Origin of the sequence: Prauserella alba, from assembly GCF_024171735.1 — a bacterium.
Lineage (GTDB): Bacteria > Actinomycetota > Actinomycetes > Mycobacteriales > Pseudonocardiaceae > Prauserella > Prauserella alba.
The window spans coordinates 588597-612497 of the sequence record NZ_JAMTCH010000005.1; the positions used below are offsets into that span (position 1 = coordinate 588597).

The 23901-nt window shown below is 71.4% G+C and carries 21 protein-coding genes and 1 pseudogene; 20 read left to right on the forward strand and 2 right to left on the reverse strand.

The features are described from left to right. The first annotated feature begins 127 nt into the window (after positions 1-127). Entirely contained in the window at positions 128-1786 is a 1659-nt protein-coding gene (locus tag LY12_RS18360) for an AMP-binding protein (RefSeq protein ID WP_253858362.1), read from the forward strand. A gap of 59 nt (positions 1787-1845) precedes the next feature. On the opposite strand, the gene LY12_RS18365 is transcribed toward LY12_RS18360, so the two are convergent. After that, a complete protein-coding gene (locus LY12_RS18365; RefSeq protein ID WP_253858365.1) occupies positions 1846-2079 on the reverse strand; it encodes a glutaredoxin family protein in 234 nt (77 codons plus the stop codon). Positions 2080-2183: 104 nt separating this feature from the next. On the opposite strand from LY12_RS18365, the gene LY12_RS18370 reads away from it, so the two are divergent. The 8 genes and pseudogenes from LY12_RS18370 to LY12_RS18405 all read left to right on the forward strand — a co-directional run bounded on the left by LY12_RS18370 (position 2184) and on the right by LY12_RS18405 (position 11360). Next, complete coding sequence (locus tag LY12_RS18370) at positions 2184-2882, forward strand: YqeB family protein (RefSeq protein WP_253858368.1); 699 nt, start codon at positions 2184-2186, stop codon at positions 2880-2882. 83 nt (positions 2883-2965) lie between these two features. After that, positions 2966-3337, forward strand: coding sequence for an ArsC/Spx/MgsR family protein (locus LY12_RS18375; RefSeq protein WP_253858370.1), 372 nt, complete (start codon positions 2966-2968; stop codon positions 3335-3337). Positions 3338-3514: 177 nt separating this feature from the next. Further along, on the forward strand, positions 3515-5188 hold the full coding sequence (locus LY12_RS18380) for a molybdopterin-dependent oxidoreductase (RefSeq protein WP_253858373.1): 1674 nt from the start codon (positions 3515-3517) through the stop codon (positions 5186-5188). Between the two features lie 915 nt (positions 5189-6103). Then, positions 6104-6925: pseudogene (locus tag LY12_RS18385) on the forward strand (redox-sensing transcriptional repressor Rex); the annotation flags it as partial. Next, positions 6922-8262 (forward strand): glutamyl-tRNA reductase, encoded by a 1341-nt coding sequence (locus LY12_RS18390; protein WP_253858376.1) that lies wholly within the window; start codon positions 6922-6924, stop codon positions 8260-8262. The pseudogene LY12_RS18385 and the gene LY12_RS18390, both read left to right, overlap by 4 nt. After that, positions 8259-9200, forward strand: a complete 942-nt coding sequence (gene hemC / locus LY12_RS18395) for a hydroxymethylbilane synthase (protein WP_253858378.1) — start codon at positions 8259-8261, stop codon at positions 9198-9200. The genes LY12_RS18390 and hemC overlap by 4 nt, the downstream gene beginning before the upstream one ends. A 211-nt stretch (positions 9201-9411) precedes the next feature. After that, on the forward strand, positions 9412-10944 hold the full coding sequence (locus LY12_RS18400; protein WP_253858384.1) for a bifunctional uroporphyrinogen-III C-methyltransferase/uroporphyrinogen-III synthase: 1533 nt from the start codon (positions 9412-9414) through the stop codon (positions 10942-10944). Between the two features lie 209 nt (positions 10945-11153). Beyond that, the gene (locus LY12_RS18405) at positions 11154-11360 is read left to right on the forward strand and encodes an alpha/beta fold hydrolase (protein WP_253858387.1); all 207 of its coding nucleotides are present in this window, start codon (positions 11154-11156) and stop codon (positions 11358-11360) included. A 158-nt stretch (positions 11361-11518) separates the two neighbouring features. Here the strand turns inward: LY12_RS18405 and LY12_RS18410 are convergent, their stop codons facing one another. Beyond that, complete coding sequence (locus LY12_RS18410) at positions 11519-12643, reverse strand: M20 family metallopeptidase (RefSeq protein ID WP_253858389.1); 1125 nt, start codon at positions 12641-12643, stop codon at positions 11519-11521. 138 nt (positions 12644-12781) lie between these two features. Here LY12_RS18410 and hemB point away from each other — a divergent pair, with 138 nt between their 5' ends. The 11 genes from hemB to LY12_RS18465 all read left to right on the forward strand — a co-directional run bounded on the left by hemB (position 12782) and on the right by LY12_RS18465 (position 23882). After that, entirely contained in the window at positions 12782-13762 is a 981-nt protein-coding gene (hemB, locus tag LY12_RS18415; protein WP_253858392.1) for a porphobilinogen synthase, read from the forward strand. Positions 13763-14022: 260 nt separating this feature from the next. After that, the gene (locus LY12_RS18420; protein ID WP_253858395.1) at positions 14023-14541 is read left to right on the forward strand and encodes a hypothetical protein; all 519 of its coding nucleotides are present in this window, start codon (positions 14023-14025) and stop codon (positions 14539-14541) included. Beyond that, entirely contained in the window at positions 14538-15170 is a 633-nt protein-coding gene (gene mce1N, locus LY12_RS18425; protein WP_253858397.1) for a transport-regulating membrane protein Mce1N, read from the forward strand. The genes LY12_RS18420 and mce1N overlap by 4 nt, the downstream gene beginning before the upstream one ends. Next, entirely contained in the window at positions 15163-15633 is a 471-nt protein-coding gene (locus LY12_RS18430) for a hypothetical protein (RefSeq protein WP_253858400.1), read from the forward strand. The genes mce1N and LY12_RS18430 overlap by 8 nt, the downstream gene beginning before the upstream one ends. Positions 15634-15758: 125 nt before the next feature. After that, on the forward strand, positions 15759-17081 hold the full coding sequence (hemL, locus tag LY12_RS18435; protein ID WP_253858402.1) for a glutamate-1-semialdehyde 2,1-aminomutase: 1323 nt from the start codon (positions 15759-15761) through the stop codon (positions 17079-17081). Next, positions 17078-17707, forward strand: coding sequence for a histidine phosphatase family protein (locus LY12_RS18440; RefSeq protein WP_253858405.1), 630 nt, complete (start codon positions 17078-17080; stop codon positions 17705-17707). The genes hemL and LY12_RS18440 overlap by 4 nt, the downstream gene beginning before the upstream one ends. After that, entirely contained in the window at positions 17704-18321 is a 618-nt protein-coding gene (locus LY12_RS18445) for a TlpA disulfide reductase family protein (RefSeq protein ID WP_372493557.1), read from the forward strand. Before LY12_RS18440 ends, LY12_RS18445 begins: the two co-directional genes overlap by 4 nt. A gap of 192 nt (positions 18322-18513) precedes the next feature. Further along, positions 18514-19272: a cytochrome c biogenesis CcdA family protein gene (locus tag LY12_RS18450; RefSeq protein ID WP_253858903.1), complete on the forward strand. Its 759-nt coding sequence runs from the start codon at positions 18514-18516 to the stop codon at positions 19270-19272. Then, the gene (gene resB, locus LY12_RS18455; protein ID WP_372493558.1) at positions 19269-21050 is read left to right on the forward strand and encodes a cytochrome c biogenesis protein ResB; all 1782 of its coding nucleotides are present in this window, start codon (positions 19269-19271) and stop codon (positions 21048-21050) included. Before LY12_RS18450 ends, resB begins: the two co-directional genes overlap by 4 nt. A 12-nt stretch (positions 21051-21062) precedes the next feature. Further along, the gene (gene ccsB / locus LY12_RS18460) at positions 21063-22118 is read left to right on the forward strand and encodes a c-type cytochrome biogenesis protein CcsB (RefSeq protein ID WP_253858419.1); all 1056 of its coding nucleotides are present in this window, start codon (positions 21063-21065) and stop codon (positions 22116-22118) included. Between the two features lie 390 nt (positions 22119-22508). Next, positions 22509-23882: a MinD/ParA family ATP-binding protein gene (locus tag LY12_RS18465; RefSeq protein ID WP_372493573.1), complete on the forward strand. Its 1374-nt coding sequence runs from the start codon at positions 22509-22511 to the stop codon at positions 23880-23882. Positions 23883-23901 lie beyond the last annotated feature (19 nt).

Below are 23901 nucleotides of genomic sequence, written 5' to 3' on the forward strand. Positions count from 1 at the left end.
GAGCATACGCGTAGCTACCGCCTAGTAGGTAGTGGTGTCCTCGTTGCAATCGGGAGACGGTGACGTCCGGCCGCTATGACGCGCGACCGTCACGGGCACACTGGGCGGGGGATGAGGAGGTTCGCGGATGGCAGCGGGCGCGGAAGAACCGGACACCGGGGACACAGGTGCCGGAGGCGGCAACACCGAGGGTGTGCGCACCGCGGCGGCGGGCGAGAACGTCGCCGATCTCGTCGAGGCCGCGGCACGGAGACGCCCCGAGGCCGACGGCGTCGTCGACCCCTCGTTGGTGACCTTGACCTGGGCCGACGTCGACGCCGCCGTCAATGTGTTCGCCCGCCGCCTGTTCGACGCCGACGTGCGGCCCGGCGACCGGGTCGGCCTGCGGCTGCCGACCTGCGCCGAATTCGTCGTCGGCCTGTTCGCCGTGTTCCGGGCGGGTGCGATCGCAGTCCCGCTCTCGCCAGCGGCCCCGGACGCCGAAGCCCGCGAACGGCTCGGTGACTGCGGCGCCCGGCTTCTCGTCGCCCACGACGGTCTCGGCGACGTGCCCGCACTCGCACCGGACCTCGGCCACCCCGCCGACCCCGTGGACGACCCCGCAGCCCCCGCCGAGCCCGCAGCCCCCGCCGGCGCGTCCCCGGCAGCCGAGACCTCCCCTGCCGCCGAGCCCCGCGCTTCGCAGCCCGTCGAGCCGCGCGCCGTCGGCGAGGACATCGCCGCGATCTTCTACACCTCCGGCACGAGCGGCCCGGCACGCGGCGTGATGCTGTCGCACCGGGCGCTGCTGGCGAACGTGCGGCAGCTCGCAGCCGTCCTGCCCAGCGGCGATCTGCCCGACCGCACGCTGCTCGCGGTCCCGCTGCATCACATCTACGGCCTCGGGCCCGGCCTGCTCCTGCCCACCGCGACCGCCGCCACCGTCGTACTCGCCCAGCGATTCGACGCACGGGACACGTTGCACGCCTGCCCCGCCCACGAGATCACCACCGTCGTGGGCGTACCCGCGATGTACACCGACCTCGCGGACAGGCCCGCCGGCGAACTCGCCGACGCGATGGCCACGGTCCGCATCTTCATGTCCGGCGCCGCACCACTGCACCCTCGGGTGCTGGCAGCCATCACGGACGCCACCGGGCAGGCCGTCTACGAGGGATACGGGCTCACCGAGGCCGCGCCCGTCGTCACGTCGACCCTGGTCACCGGCCAGGCGAAGGCCGGTTCGGTCGGCAGGGCCCTGCCGGGTGTCGAGTTGCGCCTCGTCGACAGCGATGGTTCCGCGGCGCACGCACCGCTCGATCCCGCCGACCCCGACGACGCATTCGGTGACGACATCGGCCTGACCGGGCTCGTCGCGATCCGCGGCGACAACCTGTTCAGCGGCTACTGGCCTCACGGCGCCCACGGCCCCGACGTCGACGGCTGGTACCGCACCGGCGACGTCGGCTACCTCGACGCCGACGGCGACCTGCACCTCGTCGACCGCGCCAACGACCTGATCATCGTCAACGGGTTCAACGTCTACCCGCGCGAGGTCGAGGACGTGATCCTCACGCTGCCGGGAGTCGCCGAGGTCGCGGTGGTCGGCGTGCTCGACGACCGCACCGGCGAATCCGTGCGTGCCGTCGTGCGGCCCGAATCCGGCGCGGCGCTGTCGGAGCAGCAGATCGTCGACGCCTGCAGCGCGCAGCTCCCGCGGTACAAGGTGCCGTCGACGGTGGAGTTCGCCGACGAACTGCCGCACACCGCGGTCGGCAAACTCAGCAGGGTGCAGCTCCGCACGTAACCCACATGCGCGTGTCCTGCGCTCGGGCACCCGTGCTCGCGCGGCGATGCCCGCGGGCGTCAGCTCAAGGCCGCGCGGAGCCGGGTCTCCTCCACCTGCCAGTACCCGTGCTCGTCGCCGTCGACCAGCAGGACCGGGACGCGATCGCCGTACTCGGCCCGGTCCTCGGGGTCGGAGTCGACGTCGACGGCCGACCACGTCGCGCCGAGCTCCCCGCAGATCCGAGCGACGTCGGCCTCGGCGGTCTCGCACGCGTGGCACCCTGCGCGCGTCATGACGGTGACGTGATGCATGTACCCATCATCGCTCCCGTTCGACGGCCGTCACCGCCCAGCCCGGCGAACGTCCCCGCAGGCCGCGGTCTCGCGAGGCGGCCCGGTCTGGCATTCTGCCGCGCGTGACCAGCGATCCTTCGGCCGAGTCCGGCACCGGCCTCCGCATTCCCGCAGCGATCCCGGCGCTCGTGATCGCGGTGCCGGTCGCGGTCGGGGCGCTGCTCGGGTTCGCGGGCGGACCGCTGTTCCGTGGCCTGGCGAACGTGCTCGAAGGCACGCCGATCGGGGCGCCGGGGTGGCTGCACCTGCTCGGTGACCTGCCGCTGGGCTGGTCGGTGACGGTCATGACGGGGCTCGGTGTGGTCGCCGGGGTCGTGCTGACGCTCTTCACCTTTCGGGAGGCGCTGTCCCTGCGGGTGTTCGACGATCACGTCGAGTCCCAGGTCGAGGGGCGCGAAGCGTGGACCGAACGGGCCGGGACGACAGCGGTGTTCCGCGATCGCGCGACGCTCGTGTTCCTCCGACGGGACGCCGCTCCCGCGCGTCTGCCGGGAGCGCAGGACCTGCGGGAACGCGACCTGCGGGCCGCGTTCGATCGGCACTCGTGGCCCTGGCGGGACGGTGACCCGTACGCCGGTGAGTACGAACGCTGGGTCGACGGCAGCCCCGGATTCACCGCCGACGAACACACCCTGCTGCGCCGCCGCCTCGACGCGGGCAAGGACGAGGCGGCGCGGATCGAGGCGGACGACGCTCTGTTCGCGGCCGGACTCGTCGCCAGGACCGACAAGAAGCAGCTCCACGTGCGGCGCGTGTCCTGACCCGGCCGACGCGGAAGTCGCCGTCTGCCCCTGCGGCTGGCTAATCTCACGACAGCACCGGCCTGTGACCACGAGAGGCAGCAATGGAGATCTGGATCAACCCCGCCTGTTCGAAGTGCAGGACGGCACTCGGCGTGCTCGACGCGGAGGGCGCCGAGTACACGGTGCGCAAGTACCTCGAGGACGTGCCGACTGCCCAGGAGATCCGCGACGTCCTCGACCGGCTCGGCCTCGAACCGTGGGACATCACCCGCACGCAGGAGCAGATCGCGAAGGACCTGGTCCTCAAGGACCGCACCGAGTGGCCGCGGGACGACTCCGGGCGGGAGAAGTGGATCGCCGCGCTCGCCGAGCATCCGAAGTTGATCCAGCGGCCGATCATCACGGCCGACGACGGCACCGCCGTGGTCGCACGCACCGACGACGCCGTCCGTGACGCCCTCGCCCGCGGCTGAGTGCAGGACACGTACGGCCGGGTGTGGGCCCCGGAATCCGCAACGCGGGCCCCGGAACCTGCAACACGCGCCCCGGAAAGCGCAACACGGGGCGGGAGGGCTGCGGCGGCTGAGCGTAAGGGAGTCGTAAGGCCCTGACCTGGTCACATGTGCGGGTTTCGGCGTCACGATGGAGGCATGGCCAGCACTGGCGATTCGTCGCAGCAACCCGCGCAACCGGCAACGACGACACCTCGGCGCGTGCCGAGAGTACGGCTCGTGATCGCAGCGATCGTGGCGCTCGCCGCGGCGCTCGCTGCAGGTCACCTGGTGGCGGCGTTCGTCGGGCCACAGGCGTCGCCGCTGCTGGCGGTCGGCAACACGGCGATCGACCTGACCCCGTCGTGGCTGAAGGATTTCGCGATCGCCACCTTCGGCACGGCCGACAAGCTCGCGCTCCTGGTGGGCATGGGCGGGGTGCTGCTCGGCTTGGCCGTTCTGGCGGCACTGGCGTCAGGACGCGGTCCCGCGCCCGGCACGGTGCTGATCGTCGCGGTCGGAGTCCTGGGCCTGGTCGCGGTGGTGACGCGCCCGGACGTCGGCAGGCTCGCCGCGGCCGCCCCACTCGCGAGTCTCGCCGCGGGCGTGGCGACGTGGCTGCTGCTCCACCGCCGCGCCTCGCCCTCGGACGTCGTGGAGACGGCAGGCACCCGCCCCGACCGAGCCGGCCCCGACCGAACCGACTCCGGCGCCGAGCGGACCGACGAGGTGCCGCACGGCACCCGTGCCTCGGGGGCAACGCCCGGCAGGCGGCAGTTTCTCGTCACCGCCGGTGGCGCGGCGGCCGTCGCCGGAGTGGCCGGGCTGGCGGGCGGATTCGTCGGCGGCGCGCGTGATGCGACGTCGTCCCGCGCGGCGGCGCCGCCGTTGCGCGCCACCCGGCGGCTGCCCGCCCCGCCGAACGACGCGGACTTCGCCAAGCTGGGCACGCCGACGTTCCTCACCCCGAACGACGCCTTCTACCGCATCGACACCGCCCTGTCCGTGCCCCAGGTGCCCGCGGACGACTGGCGGCTGCGCATCCACGGCATGGTCGACCGCGAACTCGAGCTCAGCTACGACGACGTCCGCCGTCGCGGCCTGATCGAACGGCGGATCACCCTGTGCTGCGTGTCCAACCAGGTCGGAGGCGAGCTGATCTCCACGGCGACGTTCACCGGCGTCGACCTGGGCGACCTGCTCCGCGACGCCGGGGTGCGCGACGGTGCGCAGCAGCTGCTTTCGTCGAGTTCCGACGGCTGGACCTGCGGAACCCCGATCGACGTCCTGCTGGAACGTGACCGGGGCGCCATGCTCGCGCTCGGCATGAACGGCCAGCCGCTGCCGCTGGAGCACGGTTTCCCCGCTCGGCTCGTGGTTCCGGGCCTGTACGGCTACGTGTCGGCGACGAAATGGGTCACCGACCTCGAAGTCACGACGTGGGACAGGCGCCGGGCGTACTGGCTCGACCGCGGATGGGCGCGCGAGGCACCGGTGAAGACACAGTCACGCATCGACCGGCCGTCCGCCAACGCCACGATGCCGGCTGGGCGGGTGATCGCCGCCGGGATCGCATGGGCGCAGCACACCGGCGTCGCCAAGGTCGAGGTGCGACTCGACGGGGGCCGCTGGCAGGAGGCGACCCTCTCGGCCGACGTCTCCGACGACACGTGGCGGATGTGGCACATCGCGCTCGACGTCGACCGCCCGGGCAGTCACCGGATCGCCTGCCGCGCGACCGACAAGTCCGGATACACGCAGACCGCCGAGCGGATGGGCGTGCTGCCCGACGGTGCCACCGGCCACCACACGATCACGTTCACCACGGAGTAGCGGGCGCGACACGACCCCGGAATCCGCAACACGGGCCCCGGAATCCGCAACACGGCGGCGGGAGTGCAGGACACGCGAGGGGTTCGGAGGTGACAGCGCGTCAGGAAAACCGGCGTTGTGGCGCAGGTCAAGGCCCTTACCTGCTGCTTTGTGCACGCGTTCACAAATGAACTACCGTGTTCTCCACGCCGGTGACGCGCCGTGCATCGAACACGGTCGCCGCCTGCTGGTCAAGGGTTCACCTCGAAAAGGTTTGTCTCGAAGAGTCCGAGGGACGGGAGTCGGAGCGTGATGGCACAGCGGAGCCGGCGGAACATCGCCTCCTCCGTCCGCGGCCTGGCCCGGTCGCGCCGCGCGAACAAATCCGGTCAGAACTCCGAACCGGCCACCGAAGGCACCCCCGCAACCGAGGACGGTCCGGCCGGCGGCACATCGTCGGAGGATCCCGCGTCGACCGGCGCCGAGGAGCTGCCCGTCGCATCATCGGAGGATTCCGCCTCCCCGGACGGCACGGTCTCGCCGGAGGACCGCCCGGTTGCAGAGGCTCCCGTATCCACGGCAAACACGCCATCCACGGGGAACGGAGCCGCCGACGGCGCTGTGTCCGGTGACGGTGCCGCTGCTGTGGGCGGTGCGAAGAAGCGGGCACGGTCGACAGCCGCGAAGAAGGGCCCCGCGAAGAAGGTCCTCGGCAACGGCAAAACCGCCGCGGGCAAGTCCACGGGCAAGCCGGCCGCCGACGGCGAAGCGACCGACGACGGTAAGCCCGCGGACGGCAAACCCGCCGCCGACGGCAAGACCGCGGGGCGCAAGACCACCGCCACGGCCGCATCCAACGGCAAGGCCGCCACTCCCAAGTCCGCCGCCGACGGTAAGCCGGCCACCACCGGGAAGGCCGCAGCCAACGGCAAACCGGCGGCCGGAGCCAAGACCAACGGCGAGCGGACCGCGGGCACGAGGACCACCGGAGCCAAGGCCGCCACGGCGTTCGACGACAACACCCCGACCACGGAGCTGCCCGCCGTCACCGACGGTGAGGCGCCGGTCAAGGCCATCCCCGAAGCCGCGGTCGGCCGCATGGCGGTGTACCTGCGGGTCCTGTCGAGCATGCAGGAACAGGGCAGTACGAGAGTCTCCAGCGAGGAGCTGTCGGCCGCGGCGGGTGTGAATTCCGCCAAACTCCGCAAAGACCTCTCGTACATCGGTTCGTACGGCACGCGAGGTGTCGGATACGAGGTCGAGGTGCTGATCGGCCAGATCGAACGCACCCTCGGGCTCAACAAGCAGCAGCGCGTCGCGGTCGCGGGAATCGGTAACCTCGGACATGCGTTGGCGAATTACGGCGGCTTTCCCGGTCGCGGATTCCCGGTCGAGGCGCTGTTCGACATCGACCCGGATCTGATCGGGGTGCCGGTGGGCGGACTTCCCGTCTCGCACCTCGACGACATCCCCGAGGTGTGTGCGGAGCGGGAGATCTCCATCGGGGTCATCGCGACGCCGCCGACCGCGGCACAAACGGTGTGCGACAGGCTCGTCGCAGGCGGAGTGCAGTGCATTCTGAACTTCGCGCCGGTGGTGCTGCAGGTTCCGGAACACATCGAGGTTCGGAAGGTGGATCTGGCCGTGGAGCTGCAGATCCTCTCCTTCCATGTGGCACGAAGGGCGGACGGACAGGTGAACGGCCAAGCGGCTGGGGCGGAAGCGACGGACGCGAGCAGTGCGGTGGTGCCCTCATGAGCATCCTCGCGCTCGGCCTGTCCCACCGGACGGCGAACCTGACCACGCTCGAACGCGTGTCCATCCCGGCACCCGAGGTGCCGAAGATCCTGCACGAGCTGCAGCAGGCGGAGCACGTCTCCGAGGTCATGGCCGTGTCGACGTGCAACCGCATCGAGGTCTACGCCGTCGTCGAGACGTTCCACGGCGGCCTGGACGACGTCGCGTCGGTACTGGCCCGCCAGGCCGGCATGGTTCCCGACGAGCTCTACGACAGCTTCTACGTCCACTACGCGGGCGCGGCCGTGGAGCACCTGTTCAACGTCACGTCGGGCCTGGACTCGATGGTCGTGGGGGAGACGCAGATCCTCGGCCAGGTGCGGGCGGCGTACGCGACTGCGCGCGATGCGGGGACCGTCGGGCGGACGCTGCACGAGCTGGTGCAGACGACGTTGCGCGTCGGCAAGCGCGTGCACAGCGAGACGGGCCTGGACCAGCTCGGCGCATCCGTCGTGTCGGCGGCGCTGGCCGAGGCGGAGGACGCGGGCGGTGACCTCGCGGGCAAGCGGGCACTGGTCGTGGGCGCGGGTTCGATGGGTGCGCTCGCGGCGTCGCACCTGCGCAAGGCGGGAATCGGCAGTGTGGTCGTCGCCAACCGCACGCAGGCGAATGCCGAACGGCTCGCCGCGTCGGTCACCGAGCAGGGCGTCCCCGCAACGGCGGTACCGCTCGCCGAGTTGGCCGACGCTGCGAGCGGCGCCGACGTGGCCGTCGTGTGCACCGGTGCGAAGGGCACCGTGCTGGAGAGTCGCCACGTCGGGCCGCGGACCGCTCCGCTCGTCGTGTGTGACCTGGGCCTGCCGCGCGACGTCGACGCCGAGGTGGGCGGCCTCGACGGTGTGCACCTCGTCGACCTCGACACCGTGCGCCGCCGGATGCACGACTCCGGCAGCGGCACCACCGAGAAGCAGACCGCCAAGGCCGCGGGCATCGTCCTGGACGAGGTCCGTGCCTATCTGGCGGGCCAGCGCAGCGCCGCCGTCACCCCCACGGTGACGGCGTTGCGCAAGCGGGCGGCCGAAGTCGTCGACGCAGAACTCCTGCGGCTCGACCGGCGGCTGCCCGAGATCGACGCCGACACCCGGGAGGAGGTCGGCCGCACGGTCAAACGCGTCGTGGACAAGCTCCTGCACGCCCCGACCGTGCGTGTGAAGCAGCTGGCCGCGGAGACCAGCGACACCGACTACGCCACGGCGCTGCGCGAGCTGTTCGAGCTCGACCCGCAGGCGCCGAAGACGGTGTCCAGCCCGTCCGCCCCCATGACAACCACCGACCAGATCGACGGTGACACTCCGTGACAGACAGCCCGATCCGCATCGGCACCCGCGGCAGCAAACTCGCCGTGGCGCAGACGCAGACGATCGCGAACATGCTGATCGAAGCAGGCCACGAGGTGGAGATCGTCCAGGTCTCCACACCCGGTGACCGCTCCAGCGCTCCCATCGCGGAGATCGGCGTGGGCGTGTTCACGTCGGCGCTGCGCGAGGCGCTGCTGGCCAAGGAGATCGACGTCGCGATCCACTCGTACAAGGATCTGCCGACGGCGCCGGAGTCCGGCCTCGTGCTGGCCGCCGTGCCGCCGCGGGAGGACCCGCGTGACGCGCTGATCGCCAGGGACGGCCTCACGCTGGGCGAACTGCCTCCCGGCTCGGTCGTCGGCACGGGTTCGCCGCGCCGGATCGCGCAGCTGAAGGCCCTGGGACTCGGTTTGACCGTCGCGGAGATCCGCGGCAACATCGACACCCGCATCGGCAAGGTCACGTCCGGGGAACTGGACGCCGTGGTGCTGGCCAGGGCGGGTCTCGCCAGGGTCGGCCGGGTCGACGAGATCACCGAGACGCTCGATCCGCTCCAGATGCTGCCCGCGCCCGCGCAGGGTGCGCTGGCGGTGGAGACGCGGGTCGAGGACGTCGAGGGCGAGCGGCTGCTCCGGTCCGTCGTGGACGACGAGGCGACCAGGTTCGCCGCGAAGGCGGAGCGGGCCGTGCTGGCCACGCTCGAGGCCGGTTGCAGCGCACCCGTCGGAGCGCTCGCCGATGTCGTGGAGGACCTCGACAGCGAGGGGCGGGTCGTCGACCGGCTCTCGCTGCGCGGGATCGCCGCCACCGGAGTCGACGACGACTCCGTGAACATCCTGAAGGCCTCGGCGATCGCCGAGACGAAGGACGCCGACGAACTGGGCCGTGCGGTCGCCGCCGAACTGCTCGACCTCGGCGCAGGCGCGCTGTCGTCCTGAGTCGGCGCGTTCGCTTCCGCCGCGGCGGGAACCCGGTGGGCGCCGGGTGCGTGGCCGGCGCTCGCGCCTCGCAGGCGCCGCAGCCGGAGCACGCAGGCAACACGTAACGGACGTGACATTCGCGTCGGGAACGTCAGAGAACCGCAGAAGGACAAGTACGAATTCGGCCGCCGGCCTCGGTGCGGCCGCTGCATGAGGAGAGACGAAGCACATGACCCCCCCAAGCAAGACCACGGGGCGCGTCGCCTTCGTGGGCGCGGGCCCCGGTGACGCGGGACTGCTCACGGTCCGCGCCCAGGAGCTGCTGGCCAAGGCCGACGTCGTCGTCACCGACCCGGACGTGCCGGCGGGCGCGCTCGCCTACGCCCGCGAGGAGGCCGAGGCGCGTCCCGCGGTCGGCGAGCCGGGGGACGTCGCCAAGGACCTGGCCACCGAGGCCGAGTCGGGCCGCGTCGTGCTGCGTCTCGTCGCGGGTGACCCGCTGACGCAGCCCGCGGTCGTCGCTGAGGTTCAGGCCGTGTCGAAGACCGAGGTCGTGTTCGACGTCGTACCGGGTGTCACGCCGAGCACCGCGGTCCCCGCGTATGCGGGCCTGCCGCTGGGCGGCACACACACCGAGGTCGACCTGACCCGCGACGTCGACTGGAAGGGCGTGGCGCAGGCGCAGGGAGCGATCGTGCTGCACGGCACGTCGAGCCACCTCGCCGAGGCCGCCTCGCAGCTCATCGACAACGGCGTGGCCGCCGACACGCCCGTGGCCGTCACGTCGAACGGCACCATCAACACGCAGCGCACGATCGAGACGACCCTCGCCTCGCTCGGCGCCGACGCCGGTGAACTGGCTGGCTCGCTGATCGTCACCGTCGGAACGGTCGTCTCGGACCGCAAGCAGCTGTCGTGGTGGGAATCGCGCGCGCTGTACGGCTGGAAGGTCCTCGTGCCGCGCACGAAGGACCAGGCGGGCGACATGGCCGAGCGGCTCCGCAGCCACGGCGCGACGTCGCACGAGGTGCCGACGATCTCCGTCGAGCCGCCCCGCAGCCCCGCGCAGATGGAGCGTGCGGTCAAGGGCCTGGTCGACGGCCGGTTCCAGTGGATCGTGTTCACCTCGGCCAACGCGGTGAAGGCCGTGCTGGAGAAGTTCACCGAGTTCGGCCTCGACGCCCGCGCGTTCGCCGGCGTGAAGATCGCCTGTGTCGGCGAGGCGACGGCCGAGAAGGTGCGGTCGTTCGGCATCCAGCCGGAGCTCGTTCCCGAGGGGGAGCAGTCGAGTGAGGGCCTGCTCAAGGAGTTCCCGCCGTACGACGACGTGCTCGACCCGGTGAACCGCGTGCTGCTGCCGCGTGCCGACATCGCCACCGAGACGCTGTCCGCCGGACTGACCGACGCGGGCTGGGAGGTCGACGACGTCACGGCCTACCGCACCGTGCGTGCCGCGCCGCCACCCGCCGAGACCCGCGAGATGATCAAGACGGGCGGGTTCGACGCCGTGTGCTTCACCTCGTCGTCCACCGTGCGGAATCTGGTCGGCATCGCGGGCAAACCGCACGCGCGCACGCTCGTGGCGTGCATCGGCCCGAAGACGGCCGAGACGGCGACCGAGTTCGGCCTGCGCGTCGACGTGCAGCCCGAGACGCCGAACGCCGTGGAGCTCGTCGACGCGCTCGCCGCCCATGCGGCGAAGCTGCGCGCCGAGGGTGCCCTGCCGCCGCCGAAGAAGGCCAAGCGCACCCGCCGCTCCTGAGCGCTGTCGTTCCTGAGCGCTGCCGTTCCGAGATGCCCCGTCGCCCACGCCGTGCGACGGGGCATCTCGCGTTCCAGAGCCCGTGTTGCAGATCCCGGGAGCCGTGTTGCAGGTTCCGGGGACCGTGTTGTCGTTTCCGGGGCATGTGTTGTCGTCCGCGGGGGCTCGTCCCACGCGGATGGTCAGGTCCGGTCACGTCGGCGGGCCCGGTGGTTGGCGACCGGCTCGGCGACATCACCGCCGACACCCTCGTGCTCTGGGGCGAGCAGGACGGGTGGCTCGCACCCTCGGTCGGGGATCGGCTCGCGGCCGCCGTCCCGGGAGCCCGGCGGGAGGACGTGCCCGGGGCGGGGCACTTCGCACCCGAGGACGAACCGCACGCCGTCGCGCGCTCGCTCGCACGCTTCTTCGCCTGATCCGGACGCCGACGCTTCAGTCCGACGCGCACGGCGCGGATCACGCGCACGGGCGTGGTCGTGCTGAAGCATCCGTCGGAGTGGCGACGTTCGGGTGCAGGACATGCGTGCAGGAGTGCAGGACACGCGGTGCCGGGTGCAGGACACGCGGTGTGGGCTCAGGCGCGGCAGTAGGCCTCGGCGACGCGGCGGAAGGTCTCCTCCGACTCGTGGAGCCTCGCGATCGACACCCACTCGTCGGTGACGTGCGCCAGCTCGGGTTCGCCGGGGCCGCACACGACCGTCGGCACACCACCCAGTGCGGGGGTCAGCACCGACGCGTCCGTGAAGTACGTCGCCGCCCGCGGGTCGCCGTCGCTCCGGCGGCCCGTCACGTCGGCGGCGATCGCCGTGACGGCAGCCGCCCATTCGTCGGCGGGGTCGGTCCACACGGCCGGCAGGTCGATGAGCGGCTCCAACGACGCATCGCCGCCGACACGGGCCTGCAGGTTCTCGGTGATGGCGGCGTGGTCCTGGCCGGGCACGGTGCGGATGTCGACCGTCGCGACCGCCGAGTCCGGCACCGAGTTCGTGTTCAGCCCGCCGCGGAACGTGCCGACGTTCAGCGTCGGCGCGCCCATCGCCGGATGCGCCTGCTCGGTGAAGACGAATCGCTCGAAGGTGCCGACCGCGCGGGCGAGCTTGTAGACGGCGTTCTCGCCCAGGTGCGGCATCGACCCGTGGGCCGTCACGCCCTCGGCGCGCGCGGACAGCCACAGCGCGCCCTTGTGGCCGTGGAAGACGGCGCCCGCCGTCGGCTCGGCGATCAGCAGCGGCCCCGACGGGCGGTCGCGCAGCACACCGAGCGCTCCCCGCGCGCCGTGCGAACCCGTCTCCTCCGCGGCGGTGAGCACGAGGCGCAGCCCCGCCCGCGGCATCCGCCCCGACCTCGCGACGCCGATGGCCGCGCACACGATCGCTGCCACGCCGCCCTTCATGTCCGTGGTGCCCCGGCCGTACAGCCGGTCGCCCTCCGGTTCGGCGCGGAACGGATCGCGAGACCACTCGGCGTCGCCCAGCGGCACCGTGTCCACATGCCCCGACAGGCACAGCGGGGGCGTGTCCGTGCCGGCGTGCCACTCGGCGATCAGCGTGCCGCGCCCGGGTTCGTGCTCGACCGTCTCGACGTCGAAACCCGCGTCCTCCAGGTGCGGCGCCACCACGGCGAGGGTGCGGCTCTCGTCGCGGTCGATGGTGTCGACGGCGACGAGCTCTCGGGTCAGGCTCAGCACGTCCGGGCTCATGACGATGTCCTTCCGCTCGTGCGGTGTCGGGCTGGGGCGGTGTCGTGGGGCTGGGGGCGGGCCGGTCCGCCGGGTGCTGCGGGTCGGGGATCTTGCCGCCCGTCAGGGTAGGCGCTCGCGCGGGAGTACGGTGTCGATGTGTTTCCCGAGCATCGTCCACGCAGGTTGCGGACCACGCCGGCCGTGCGCCGGCTCGTCGGTGAGACGACGATCCGCCCGCGCCAGCTGATCCTGCCCATGTTCGTCTCGGAGGAGGCCGACGCCGCCGGCGCGCCGAAGCCGATCTCCAGCATGCCCGGCGTCGTGCAGCACACGCGGGACTCGCTGCGGGCCGCGGCGGCGAAGGCCGTCGAGGCGGGCGTCGGCGGCCTGATGCTGTTCGGTGTTCCGTCCACACGCGACGCCGTCGGTTCCGGCGGGACCGACGACGACGGCATCCTCAACGTCGCGCTGCGCGATCTGCGTTCCGACCTCGGCGACACCACGGTGCTCATGGCCGACACGTGCCTCGACGAGTTCACCGACCACGGCCACTGCGGTGTGCTCGACGACGAGGGCAGGGTCGACAACGACGCCACGCTCGAACGGTACGCCGACATGGCGCTGGCGCAGGCGCGCGCGGGTGCGCACTGGCTCGGCCCGAGCGGCATGATGGACGGCCAGGTCGGTGCGATCCGCCGCGCGCTGGACGACGGCGGATTCGGCGACGTGGGCGTCCTGGCCTACTCGGCCAAGTACGCGAGCGCGTTCTACGGGCCGTTCCGGGAGGCCGTCGACTCGCAGCTGCAGGGTGACCGCAACGCCTACCAGCAGGACCCCGCCAACGTCCGGGAGGCGAGCCGTGAGATCGAACTCGATCTCGCCGAGGGCGCCGACGCGATCATGGTCAAGCCCGCGCTGTCCTATTTGGATGTCATCAGGGCGGCGTCGGAGGTCTCGTCGGTCCCGGTCGCGGCGTACAACATCTCGGGCGAGTACGCGATGATCGAGGGCGCGGCCGCGAACGGCTGGGTCGACCGTGAACGCACGATCCTCGAGGTGCTCACCTCGATCCGCCGCGCGGGCGCCGACATGATCCTCACGTACTGGGCGGCCGAAGCCGCCACCTGGCTCGACTGAACCCCTGAACCCGGCGTGGTGCGGAACTGCAACCCTCCCGGCCCTGTGTGATGCCCCCAAGGGCACCTTGGTGGCACTCAACGCCCCCAAGGTGCCCTTGGGGGCGCCCCAGCTGTTGCGGGGGTGCAACGGGTGGTCGGCCGGTATGTGTCTGCGCGGCGAGCCGGCACCGGTTTCCGGCGTGCCGCTGCGGGGCGTTCACCCGTTGCCCGGTCACCACCCCTGAACCTCCCCGGCGCACGGCACCTAGTCTCTGGGGCATGAGCGAGGCCGACGAAAGCGACGACCAGCGACGGGCACGCGGTCTGCCGCCCGCACCGCACCTGCCGGGCGACCCGGTTTCCGAGCCGCCCGAGCCGCCGAAACCCGTCAACATCGGGTTCGGACTGGTCGTGGCCGCCTCGGTCGTGCTCGTCCTGGCCTTCGTGCTGCAACTGCTCGACAAGGACGCGCTCACCGAGGAGCTGATCGCGCAGAACACCGACGAGAACATCACGGGCGCGCAGATCGCCGCGGGTGTCGAATCGATGCTGTGGGCACTCGTCGTCGGCGCCGCCGCGATCGGCGGCCTCATGGTGCTCTTCGCCTGGAAGGCCCGGCAGGGCACCCGTTCCGCGCGCACCGTCGTGACCGTGCTCGTCGTCGTGACCGCACTGCTGTCGCTGCTCGGCGGCGGCTACACGGTGATCGGCGCGGTGCTGCTCGCGCTCGGCGGCGCAGCGCTGATGTACCTGCCCAGCGTCGATCCGTACTTCCCGAGGGTGGTCAAGAACCCGTGAGCGGCAAGGACGCCGGCAGCGACGCCGAGAACCACGCCGGCGACACGGGCGGTGACGGCGACGCCGGTGCAGGCCCGGACGAGCCCACGGCCCACGACGCCACGGCCCATGAAGCAACGGCCCATGAAGCAACGGCCCATGAAGCAACGGCCCATGAAGCCACGGCCAACGAAGCGACGGTCCACGAGGTCGCGGTCCACTACGACGAACCGGGCGCGACGCTGTGGCGGCTCGGGCTCGGCCCGGCGCTGGCCGCGCTGGGCTTCGTCACGGAGCTGATCCTCGGCCAGCCGCCGCACTGGTTGATGTGGATCATCACGGGCGCCGGTCTGCTGTGGCTGAACGGCCTCTGGGTGTTCGCCCGGCGCAAGTTCCTGCGGGTCCGGGTCACCGACACCGAACTGGTGCAGGGCACCGAGACGCTGCCCATCGCCGACATCGCCGCGGTGCTCACCCGCGAGCCCAGGCCCGGAACCCGCGTGCTCGGCGGCGGGCAGACCGTGCCGCGCCGGTACGAGGCCGTCGAGCTCAAGCTGGCCGGCCGCAAGCACGTGCTCGCGTGGTCGCAGGACACGGAGACGTTCACGGCGGCGTTGCACACGGCCATGCGAAACTCACGCCGTGACTGAATCCGCGGATCGCACCGCCACCGACTCCGCCGCGCCCGCCGGCCCGGCCGCGGCGCCGCGTGCACCCCGGTCCCGTGGTGGCCGCAGGGCAGGATCGGGCCGCGGCAGGCTGCACCGGCCGCGGCGGATCGTCGTCGCCGCCGTCGAACTCGTCGTGGCCGCACTGGCCGTGTGGGGCGCCTTCGCGCTGTGGGGGTCCGCGGTTCGTGACGTGACCGTTCACCTCGACGACGGCAGCGTCCTGACCTCGCGCGTCTACGAGGGCGACCGGATCGCGCTGGCCGTCGCGCTCGGAGCGCTGACGGCCGTACTGGTGATCGACGCCGTGCGCCAGGTGATGCTCGGCGTCGCGGCCAAGGGCAAGAAGCCGAAGAAGCGCGCCCAGCGGGACCCCGACCCGGACGACCCCGACGACCTCGGCGACGTGGACGCCGACCACGCCGCGGCGGGCCCCGGCCGCTGACGAGACCACGAAGCGCGCCGAGCCGCCGCGGGAGACCCGCGGCGGCTCGCCAGGGAGCATGCCCGCGGTCACTCCGGCCGGAGGCAGTCGTCGCAGGCCGCGGCCGTTTTGCGAGACTGGCGGACGTGACAGGTGACAAGAGCACGGTCGAGAAGTCCCAGTCCTGGTTCCGGCGGGCCGCCGCGGCGACTCCCGGCGGCGTCAACTCCCCGGTGCGCGCGTTCTCCTCCGTCGGCGGCGACCCGCGATTCATGGTCAAGGCGGACGGTTCGCACCTGTGGGACGCCGACGACAACAGCTACGTCGATCTCGTCTCCTCGTGGGGGCCGATGATCCTCGGGCACGCCCACCCCGCGGTGGTCGAAGCGGTGCGCGAGGCCGCGTCGCACGGCCTGTCGTTCGGCACGCCGACCACCGGTGAGGTCGAACTCGCCGAAGAGATCATCCGCCGCGTCGAACCGGTCGAGCAGGTGCGCCTGGTCAACTCCGGCACCGAGGCGACGATGACGGCGATCCGCCTCGCCCGCGCGTACACCCGCCGGGCGAAGATCATCAAGTTCGCCGGCTGCTACCACGGTCACGTCGACGCGCTCCTCGCCCAGGCCGGTTCGGGCGTCGCCACGCTGGGCCTGCCGACGTCGCCGGGTGTCACCGGTGCGCAGGCCGCCGACACCGTCGTCGTGCCGTACAACGACCTCGACGCCGTGCGGAAGGTGTTCGCCGAGAACCCCGGCGACATCGCGGCGATCATCACCGAGGGCGCCCCCTGCAACATGGGCGCCGTGCCGCCCGCGGAAGGCTTCAACGCCGCACTGCGTGACATCGCACACGAGGCCGGCGCGCTCCTCATCGTCGACGAGGTGCTCACGGGCTTCCGCGTGTCGCCTGCGGGCTGGTACGGCCTCGACGGCGTCGCGGGCGACCTCTACACGTTCGGCAAGGTCATGTCCGGCGGGCTGCCGGCCGCGGCGTTCGGTGGCCGCGCCGACGTGATGGCCGAGCTCGCACCGCTCGGCCCCGTCTACCAGGCAGGCACGCTCGCCGGTAACCCCGTGGCCGTGGCCGCGGGCCTCACGACGTTGCGGCACGCCGACGCGGCCGTCTACGAGAAGCTCGACACCAACGCCGGGCGGATCGCCTCCATCCTCGGTGACGCGCTGTCGGCCGAGGGCGTCACGCACACCGTCTCGCAGGCGGGCAACCTCGTGACCGTCTTCTTCGGCGATCGGCAGCCGACGAACTTCGACGAGGTCGCCGCCACCGAGACATGGCGCTACGCCCCGATGTTCCACGCCTTCCTCGACGCGGGCGTCTACGCGCCGCCGAGCGCGTTCGAGGCCTGGTTCGTCAACGCGGCGATGCTCGACACGGACTTCGAGGCCATCGAGGCGGCTGCCCCCGCTGCCGCAAGGGCCGCCGCGTCGGCGACGCCGCCGGAGCGGGCATGACCACCACGATCGTCCACCTGCTGCGGCACGGTGAGGTCCACAATCCCGCGGGAGTCCTCTACGGCAGGCTGCCCGGCTACGGCCTGTCGGAGCGGGGCAGGCAGCAGGCGGTGACCGTCGCGCAGGCGCTGAAGCCGCACAACCTGGTGCATGTCGTGGCCTCGCCGCTGCAGCGCGCGCAGGAGACGGCCGCGCCGATCGCGGGCGGCCACCGGCTGGACGTCGCCACCGACGACCGGCTGATCGAGGCGGACAACGCGTTCGAGGGCCTGCGGGTCAGCGTCGGCGACGGCGCGCTGCGCAACCCCAGGCACTGGTCGAAGCTGCGCAATCCGGTGTTGCCGTCGTGGGGCGAACCGTATGTCGACATCGCACGCCGCATGCTCGGCGCCGTGTACCGGGCGCGAGCCGAGGCCGAGGGCGGTGAGGTGGTGTGCGTGTCGCACCAACTGCCGATCTGGACCGTGCGCCGGTTCCTCGAAGGCAGGCGGCTCTGGCACGATCCGCGGTCCCGGCAGTGCTCACTGGCGTCGCTGACCAGCCTGGTGTTCCGCGACGAGGAGATCGTCGACGTCGTCTACAGCGAACCCGCAGGCACGACGGACCCCACGGTGACCGGAGCATGAACCGGCGCGGCGGCAAGCACAGGTCGCTCGGCACGCGGCTGGCGGGTGCGATGCTCGCCGGCGGGCTGGCCCTCACCGGCTGCAGCACGGGAGACGGCGCCGCGGCGAACACGACGTCGTTCAACTTCGTCGCACCGGGCGGCAAGACCGACATCACCTACACCGGCGCCGACCGGCAGGAGATGCCGGAGATCAGTGGCGAGGACCTGTTCGACGCCGACAAGCGGATCTCCAGCGAGGACTTCCACGGCAAGGTGCTCGTCATCAACATCTGGGGTCAGTGGTGCGGGCCGTGCCGCACCGAGGCGCCGGAACTGCAGGAGGTGTACGACCGGACGAAGGACGACGGCGTGCGGGTGCTCGGCATCGACGTGCGTGACTTCGACCGGTCGGCGCCGCAGGACTTCATGCGCAACCGGGGGCTGACGTACCCGTCGATCTACGACCCGTCGGGGCGGTCGCTGCTCGGGCTGACCGGATACCCGCGCAACGTCGTCCCGTCGACGATCATCGTCGACAGGCAGGGCCGGGTCGCCGCGGTCTACCTCCGCGACCTGCTCGCCGAGGACATCCTCCCCGTCGTCCGGGACCTGGCGAAGGAGTCCGGCGCGTAGGCAGCCGCTCGTCCCCATAGCCCCCAAGGGCACTGTGGTTGCGTTGAGTGCAACCAAAGTGCCCCCGGGGGCTTCGCGTCCCGAGTCGGAAGAGTGACGGGCGCCGCATTCCCGCAGGTGGAGACAGGGGGCGGCGATTTAACACCGACCCCATTCCCTAGTCTGGGTGTCGTGAACGCGACCGAGCTGGCGATGTCAGGGCCCCTGCTGCTGGCCGCAGCCGTGGCCCTGCTCGCGGGCACGATCTCGTTCGCCTCGCCGTGCGTCGTGCCGCTCGTCCCGGGGTACCTGGCCTACCTCGCCGCACTGGTCGGCTCCGACGCCCCGGCCGTCGACGCGGAGGAGGCGGCCGAGCAGCCGAAACGCGGCAAACGTCCCGTCGTCGCGGCGACCGCCCTGTTCGTGCTCGGCTTCACCGTGGTGTTCACCGCCGGTGTCGGCGGTCTCGTCTGGCTGGCCGACGCTCTCCTCGTCAACGCCGAGACGCTGCAGCGCGTCGGCGGTGTGATCACCATCTTCATGGCGTTCGTGTTCCTCGGACTCGTACCCGGACTGCAGCGGGAGGTGCGTTCGCACCACGTCCCGCGCGCGGGCCTGTGGGGTGCGCCCGTGCTGGGTGCGGTGTTCGGCCTCGGCTGGACCCCGTGCATCGGGCCGACGTTGTCGGGCGTGCTCGCGATCTCCGCGGCCAGCGGCAGCACCGGTGCACGCGGGTTCCTGCTCGTACTCGTCTACTGCATCGGCCTCGGCCTGCCGTTCCTGCTCATCTCCGCGGGCACGAAGTGGGCCGTCTCCGCGACGGCGTGGCTGCGCCGCAACGGCAGGCGCGTGCAGCTCTTCGGCGGCGCGCTACTGCTGGTCGTCGGGATCATGCTGGTCACGGGGCTGTGGATGGAGCTCACGTCGTGGCTGCGGGACGCCTTCATCACCGACACGAGGTTGCCCCTGTGACCCCAGCGCCGCCCCAGCGGACCGACAAGGCCGACGACCCCACGCCCGCCTACCGCGCGACACCGCTGCGCAGGGCGTGGGCGTTCGTCCGCAACACCTGGCGTGGCCTGACGTCGATGCGCACCGCGCTGATCCTGCTGTTCCTGCTGGCCGTCGCCGCCCTGCCGGGTGCGTTGCTGCCACAGCGGTCGGTCAACGAACGGAACGTCAACGGCTACCTGGCCGAGCACGGCTGGTGGGGCAGTCTGCTCGACAGCCTGCAGATGTTCGACGTCTACTCCAGCGTCTGGTTCTCGGCGATCTACCTGCTGCTGATGGTGTCGATCATCGGGTGTCTCGTGCCGCGGACGTCGGACTACGTCCGCAGCATGCGCTCCAAGCCGGTGCTGACGCCGCGGAACCTGCGCAGGCTGCCGCACCACGAACGGGCCGAGACCTCCGATGACGTCGACGCCGTGATGGCCGCGGCGCGCAAACGCCTGCGCGGGTGGCGCCTCACCGAACGCGAGGAGGCCGGCGGCGCCCGCAGTATCAGCGCCGAACGCGGCTACCTGCGTGAAACCGGAAACCTGCTGTTCCACTTCGGCATGCTCGGCGTGATCATCTCGTTCGCGGGCGGCGCGCTGTACTCGTACGAGGGCCAGGTCGTGGTGCTCGCCGACGGGACCGAGTTCTGCAACTCCGGTATCTACAACTACGACTCGTTCGAACCGGGGCTGCAGGTCGACGGTACGCAGCTGAACCCGTTCTGCGTGCGGGTCAACGACTTCGACGCGCGGTACCGCAACGGCCAGCCGGTGGCCTACGAGTCCGACATCGACTACCAGTCGGGCGAGGATCTGACGACCGGCACGTGGCGGTCGCACCACCTCGAGGTCAACGAGCCGCTGCGCACCGCGGGCGACCGGTTGTACCTGCTCAACCACGGTTACGCGCCGACGTTCACGGTGACGTTCCCCGACGGCCAGAGCCGCACCCAGACCATCCAGTGGCGGCCGGTCGACCAGCAGACGTACCTGTCCGAGGGTGCGACGAAGTTCGAGGAACCGGGCATCACCGACCCGGCCGAACGGCGCGAACGGCAGCTCGCCGTGACGGGCCTGTTCGCGCCGACACCGTCGATGCACGGCAGCATCCTGTCGTCGGCGGGGCCGCAGCTGAACAACCCGACGGTCGCGGTCGACATCATGCGCGGCGATCTGGGGGTCGACTCGGGACGGGGACAGTCCATCTTCGAGATCGACCAGTCGATGGTCGAGGCGGGCAGGTTGGAGCGGGTCGCACGCGAGAACCTGGAGGTCGGCCAGTCGCTGACCCTCGAAGACGGCACGACGGTGCACTTCGACGGCGTCGAACGGTTCGTCGCGCTGCAGGTCTCGCACGACCCGCTGCAGAACTGGGTGCTCGCCTCGGCGGTGGTGATGTTCGCCGGGCTCGGGGCCTCGCTGTTCATCAAACGGCGCAGGCTGTGGGTGCGCGCCACTCCCGCGGGCGGGGACGGCCAGCCAGCCGGCGCCGCGGACGACACAGCTGCGGACGACACAGCTGCGGACGACACAGCTGCGGACGACACAGTGGCCGGTGACGGCGCTGCGGATAACACGGCGGCGGGTGACACAGCTTCGGGTGACACGGCGGCGGGTGACACGGCGGCGGGTGACAACGGACCCAGTGAACGACGTACCGTAGTAGAAGTGGGCGGGCTCGCCCGCACCGATCAAGCCGGGTACGGCGAGGAGTTCACGCGCATCGCGGCAGACCTCCTCGGCCGGAAGTAGAAGGGCCTGGAGATGCCGGTCAACGAGACGTTGTCGCAGTACAGCGACTGGTCGTACACCACATCCGTCGTCGTCTACATCCTGGCGATGGTGTTCTTCCTCGTCGAGCAGTCCTTCGGCCGACACGGCAGGCAGGCCGCCGAGCGCACGCGCAGCCGCGAACTCGTGGGCGCAGGCACCGGAAACCGCAACACGGACCCCGGAAACCGCAACACGGACCCCGGAAACCGCAACACGGACCCCGGAATCGGCAACACGGGCTCTGGAAACGGCAACACGGGCCCCGGGAACGGCAACACGGGCGCGGCGCCGACGAGGGCGGAGCGGTTCGGCCGCATGGGCGTCGCGCTCACGGTGCTGGGCCTGCTGCTGCACGCGTCGGCGCTCGTGCTGCGCGGGCTCGCGACGGCCCGCGTGCCCTGGGGAAACATGTACGAGTACGTGATGATCACGTGCTTCGTCGCCGTCGCGGCGTGGTTGGTGCTGTTGCGCAAACACCCGGTGCGGCACCTGTCGATGTTCGTCCTGCTGCCGAACGTGATCCTGATGTTCGTCGGCGGCACGTGGCTCTACGCCGTCGCCGCCCCGCTGCAGCCCGCGCTCCAGTCGTACTGGCTGATCATCCACGTCGCGGCCGCCGCGGCCTCGTCCGGCGTGTTCCTCGTGCCCGGTGTCGCGAGCATCTTCTACCTGATCAAGGCGCGTAACGAGAGTCACCCGGAGAAGTTCGCGAAGTTCGCGGCGAAGCTCCCCGCGAAGGACGTGCTCGACCGCGTCGCGTACCGGACGACGGTCTTCGCGTTCCCGGTCTTCACCTTCGGCGTACTGTGCGGAGCGGTCTGGGCCGAAGCCGCGTGGGGCCGGTTCTGGGGCTGGGATCCGAAGGAGACGGTCGCGTTCATCGCGTGGATCGTCTACGCGGCCTACCTGCATTCCCGTGCCACGGCGGGGTGGCGCGGGAACCGTGCCGCGGTCATCAATGTGATCGGTTTCGCAGTGACGGTGTTCAACCTGTTCTTCGTCAACCTCGTCACCACCGGCCTCCACTCGTACGCGGGAGTTGGCTGACGGAACCGTCGGGTGCCGGGTAGCGTCGCACCTGGTAGGACGACCATGCGAAGGATTGAAGCGGTGACCGCAGCGAACGACCCCAACGGGCAGGAACCGCAGAAGCCTCATGGGGCGCACCACAGCCGCGACGCCGCGGACGCGGCGGGTGATGTCACGGATTCCGCCCCCATGCCGGTGGATCCGGCGCCCGCGGATCCGATGAGTGCGCCCGACAGCCCGGAGGTGACGCAGCGCGTCAGCCCGCCGCAGCCGCAGCAACCCGGCTCCGTCCCGTCGGCCGCGGAGACTCATCCCGCGGTGCACTACCCGGCCCAGCAGCCCTACGACCCGAACCTGCCGCCGCTGACGCCGGACCAGACCGCCGGGGACGGCCACCAGTCGCACGCCGTGGCGTACCAGCAGTACGCGCAGTACTCCCAGTTCGCCCAGCACGGGCACGGCCAGCCGCCGCATCCGGGCCAGCAGCCGCAGCAGGCGGGCCAGGGGCAGCCGCACTTCGATCCCACCCACCCCGAGCAGCCGCAACCGGAGCAGCCGCAGTACGAGCCGCCGCACTACGCGCAGCCGCCGGAGGCGCCGCGGGAGTCCTACACGCAGCGGTACTTCGAAGGCCAGGCAGGCCAGTTCGGCCGGCCGGCGCAACCGCAACAGGGCCAGCCGCAACAGGGCCAGCCGCAGCAGCCACCGCCCCAGCAGCCACCGCAGCAGGCACCGCTGCAACAGCCGATGCAGGCCCAGCACGCTCAGCACCCACAGCAGGCCGTGCCGCAGGGCCAGCAGGGCGAGCAGGGGCTGCCGCCGTTACCGCAGCCGCAGCGTTCCGCACAGGGCGGTCCCGCCGACCTGGCGGGCAGCAGCCTGGTCAAGCAGAACAAGCGGCCGCCGCGGTCCGGCTGGCGCAAGGCGCTGTACGTCGGCACGGGCAAGCTCGTCAACCCGGGCGAGGGGCCCGCGGACCGTGCCGAGCGTGACCTGACCGCGCGGGTGCAGCAGCCGCTGCGTGGTTGCTACAAGATCGGCATCCTCAGTCTCAAGGGCGGTGTCGGCAAGACGACGACCACGACGACGCTCGGGTCGACGTTCGCGTCGCTGCGCGGTGACCGGGTGATCGCCGTGGACGCCAACCCGGACCGTGGCACCCTGTCGCAGAAGATCCCGATCGAGACGACGGCGACGGTGCGGCACCTGTTGCGCGACGCCGACCGCATCACGCGCTACAGCGACGTGCGGGCGTATACGTCACAGGGCGGCAGCAGGCTCGAGATCCTCGCCAGTGAGCAGGATCCGGCCGTGTCGGAGGCGTTCTCCGAGAACGACTACCGCAGGGCCGTCGACCTGCTCGAGCACTTCTACAACATCGTGCTCACCGACTGCGGCACCGGACTGATGCACTCGGCGATGAAGGGTGTTCTCGACCTCGCCGATTCGCTGGTCATCGTGTCGTCCGGTTCGGTGGACGGTGCCCGCAGCGCGTCCGCGACGCTCGACTGGCTCGATGCGCACGGCTACGGCGAGCTGGTGCAGCGTTCGATCACGGTGATCAACTCGGTGCGCCCGAAGTCCGGGTCGGTCGACCTCGACAAGCTCACGGCGCACTTCTCGGCCCGCACTCGCGGCGTGGTCAAGGTGCCGTTCGATCCGCACCTCGAAGAGGGCGCCGAGATCGATCTGGAGCGGCTGGGCAAGGCCACTCGGACGGCGCTGCTGGAGCTGGCGGCCACGGTCGCTGACGGCTTCACCCTGGACCGCATGGCCCACTGATCACCCGCGCCACGGTGGC

Bases quoted from the DNA above. Each gene is read 5' to 3' on its own strand.
- LY12_RS18360 (WP_253858362.1), top strand. From the start codon at position 128: ATGGCAGCGGGCGCGGAAGAACCGGACACCGGGGACACAGGTGCCGGA.
- LY12_RS18365 (WP_253858365.1), bottom strand. From the start codon at position 2,079: ATGCATCACGTCACCGTCATGACGCGCGCAGGGTGCCACGCGTGCGAG.
- LY12_RS18375 (WP_253858370.1), top strand. From the start codon at position 2,966: ATGGAGATCTGGATCAACCCCGCCTGTTCGAAGTGCAGGACGGCACTC.
- LY12_RS18380 (WP_253858373.1), top strand. From the start codon at position 3,515: ATGGCCAGCACTGGCGATTCGTCGCAGCAACCCGCGCAACCGGCAACG.
- LY12_RS18390 (WP_253858376.1), top strand. From the start codon at position 6,922: ATGAGCATCCTCGCGCTCGGCCTGTCCCACCGGACGGCGAACCTGACC.
- LY12_RS18400 (WP_253858384.1), top strand. From the start codon at position 9,412: ATGACCCCCCCAAGCAAGACCACGGGGCGCGTCGCCTTCGTGGGCGCG.
- LY12_RS18410 (WP_253858389.1), bottom strand. From the start codon at position 12,643: ATGAGCCCGGACGTGCTGAGCCTGACCCGAGAGCTCGTCGCCGTCGAC.
- LY12_RS18420 (WP_253858395.1), top strand. From the start codon at position 14,023: ATGAGCGAGGCCGACGAAAGCGACGACCAGCGACGGGCACGCGGTCTG.
- LY12_RS18440 (WP_253858405.1), top strand. From the start codon at position 17,078: ATGACCACCACGATCGTCCACCTGCTGCGGCACGGTGAGGTCCACAAT.
- LY12_RS18445 (WP_372493557.1), top strand. From the start codon at position 17,704: ATGAACCGGCGCGGCGGCAAGCACAGGTCGCTCGGCACGCGGCTGGCG.
- LY12_RS18450 (WP_253858903.1), top strand. From the start codon at position 18,514: ATGTCAGGGCCCCTGCTGCTGGCCGCAGCCGTGGCCCTGCTCGCGGGC.
- ccsB (WP_253858419.1), top strand. From the start codon at position 21,063: ATGCCGGTCAACGAGACGTTGTCGCAGTACAGCGACTGGTCGTACACC.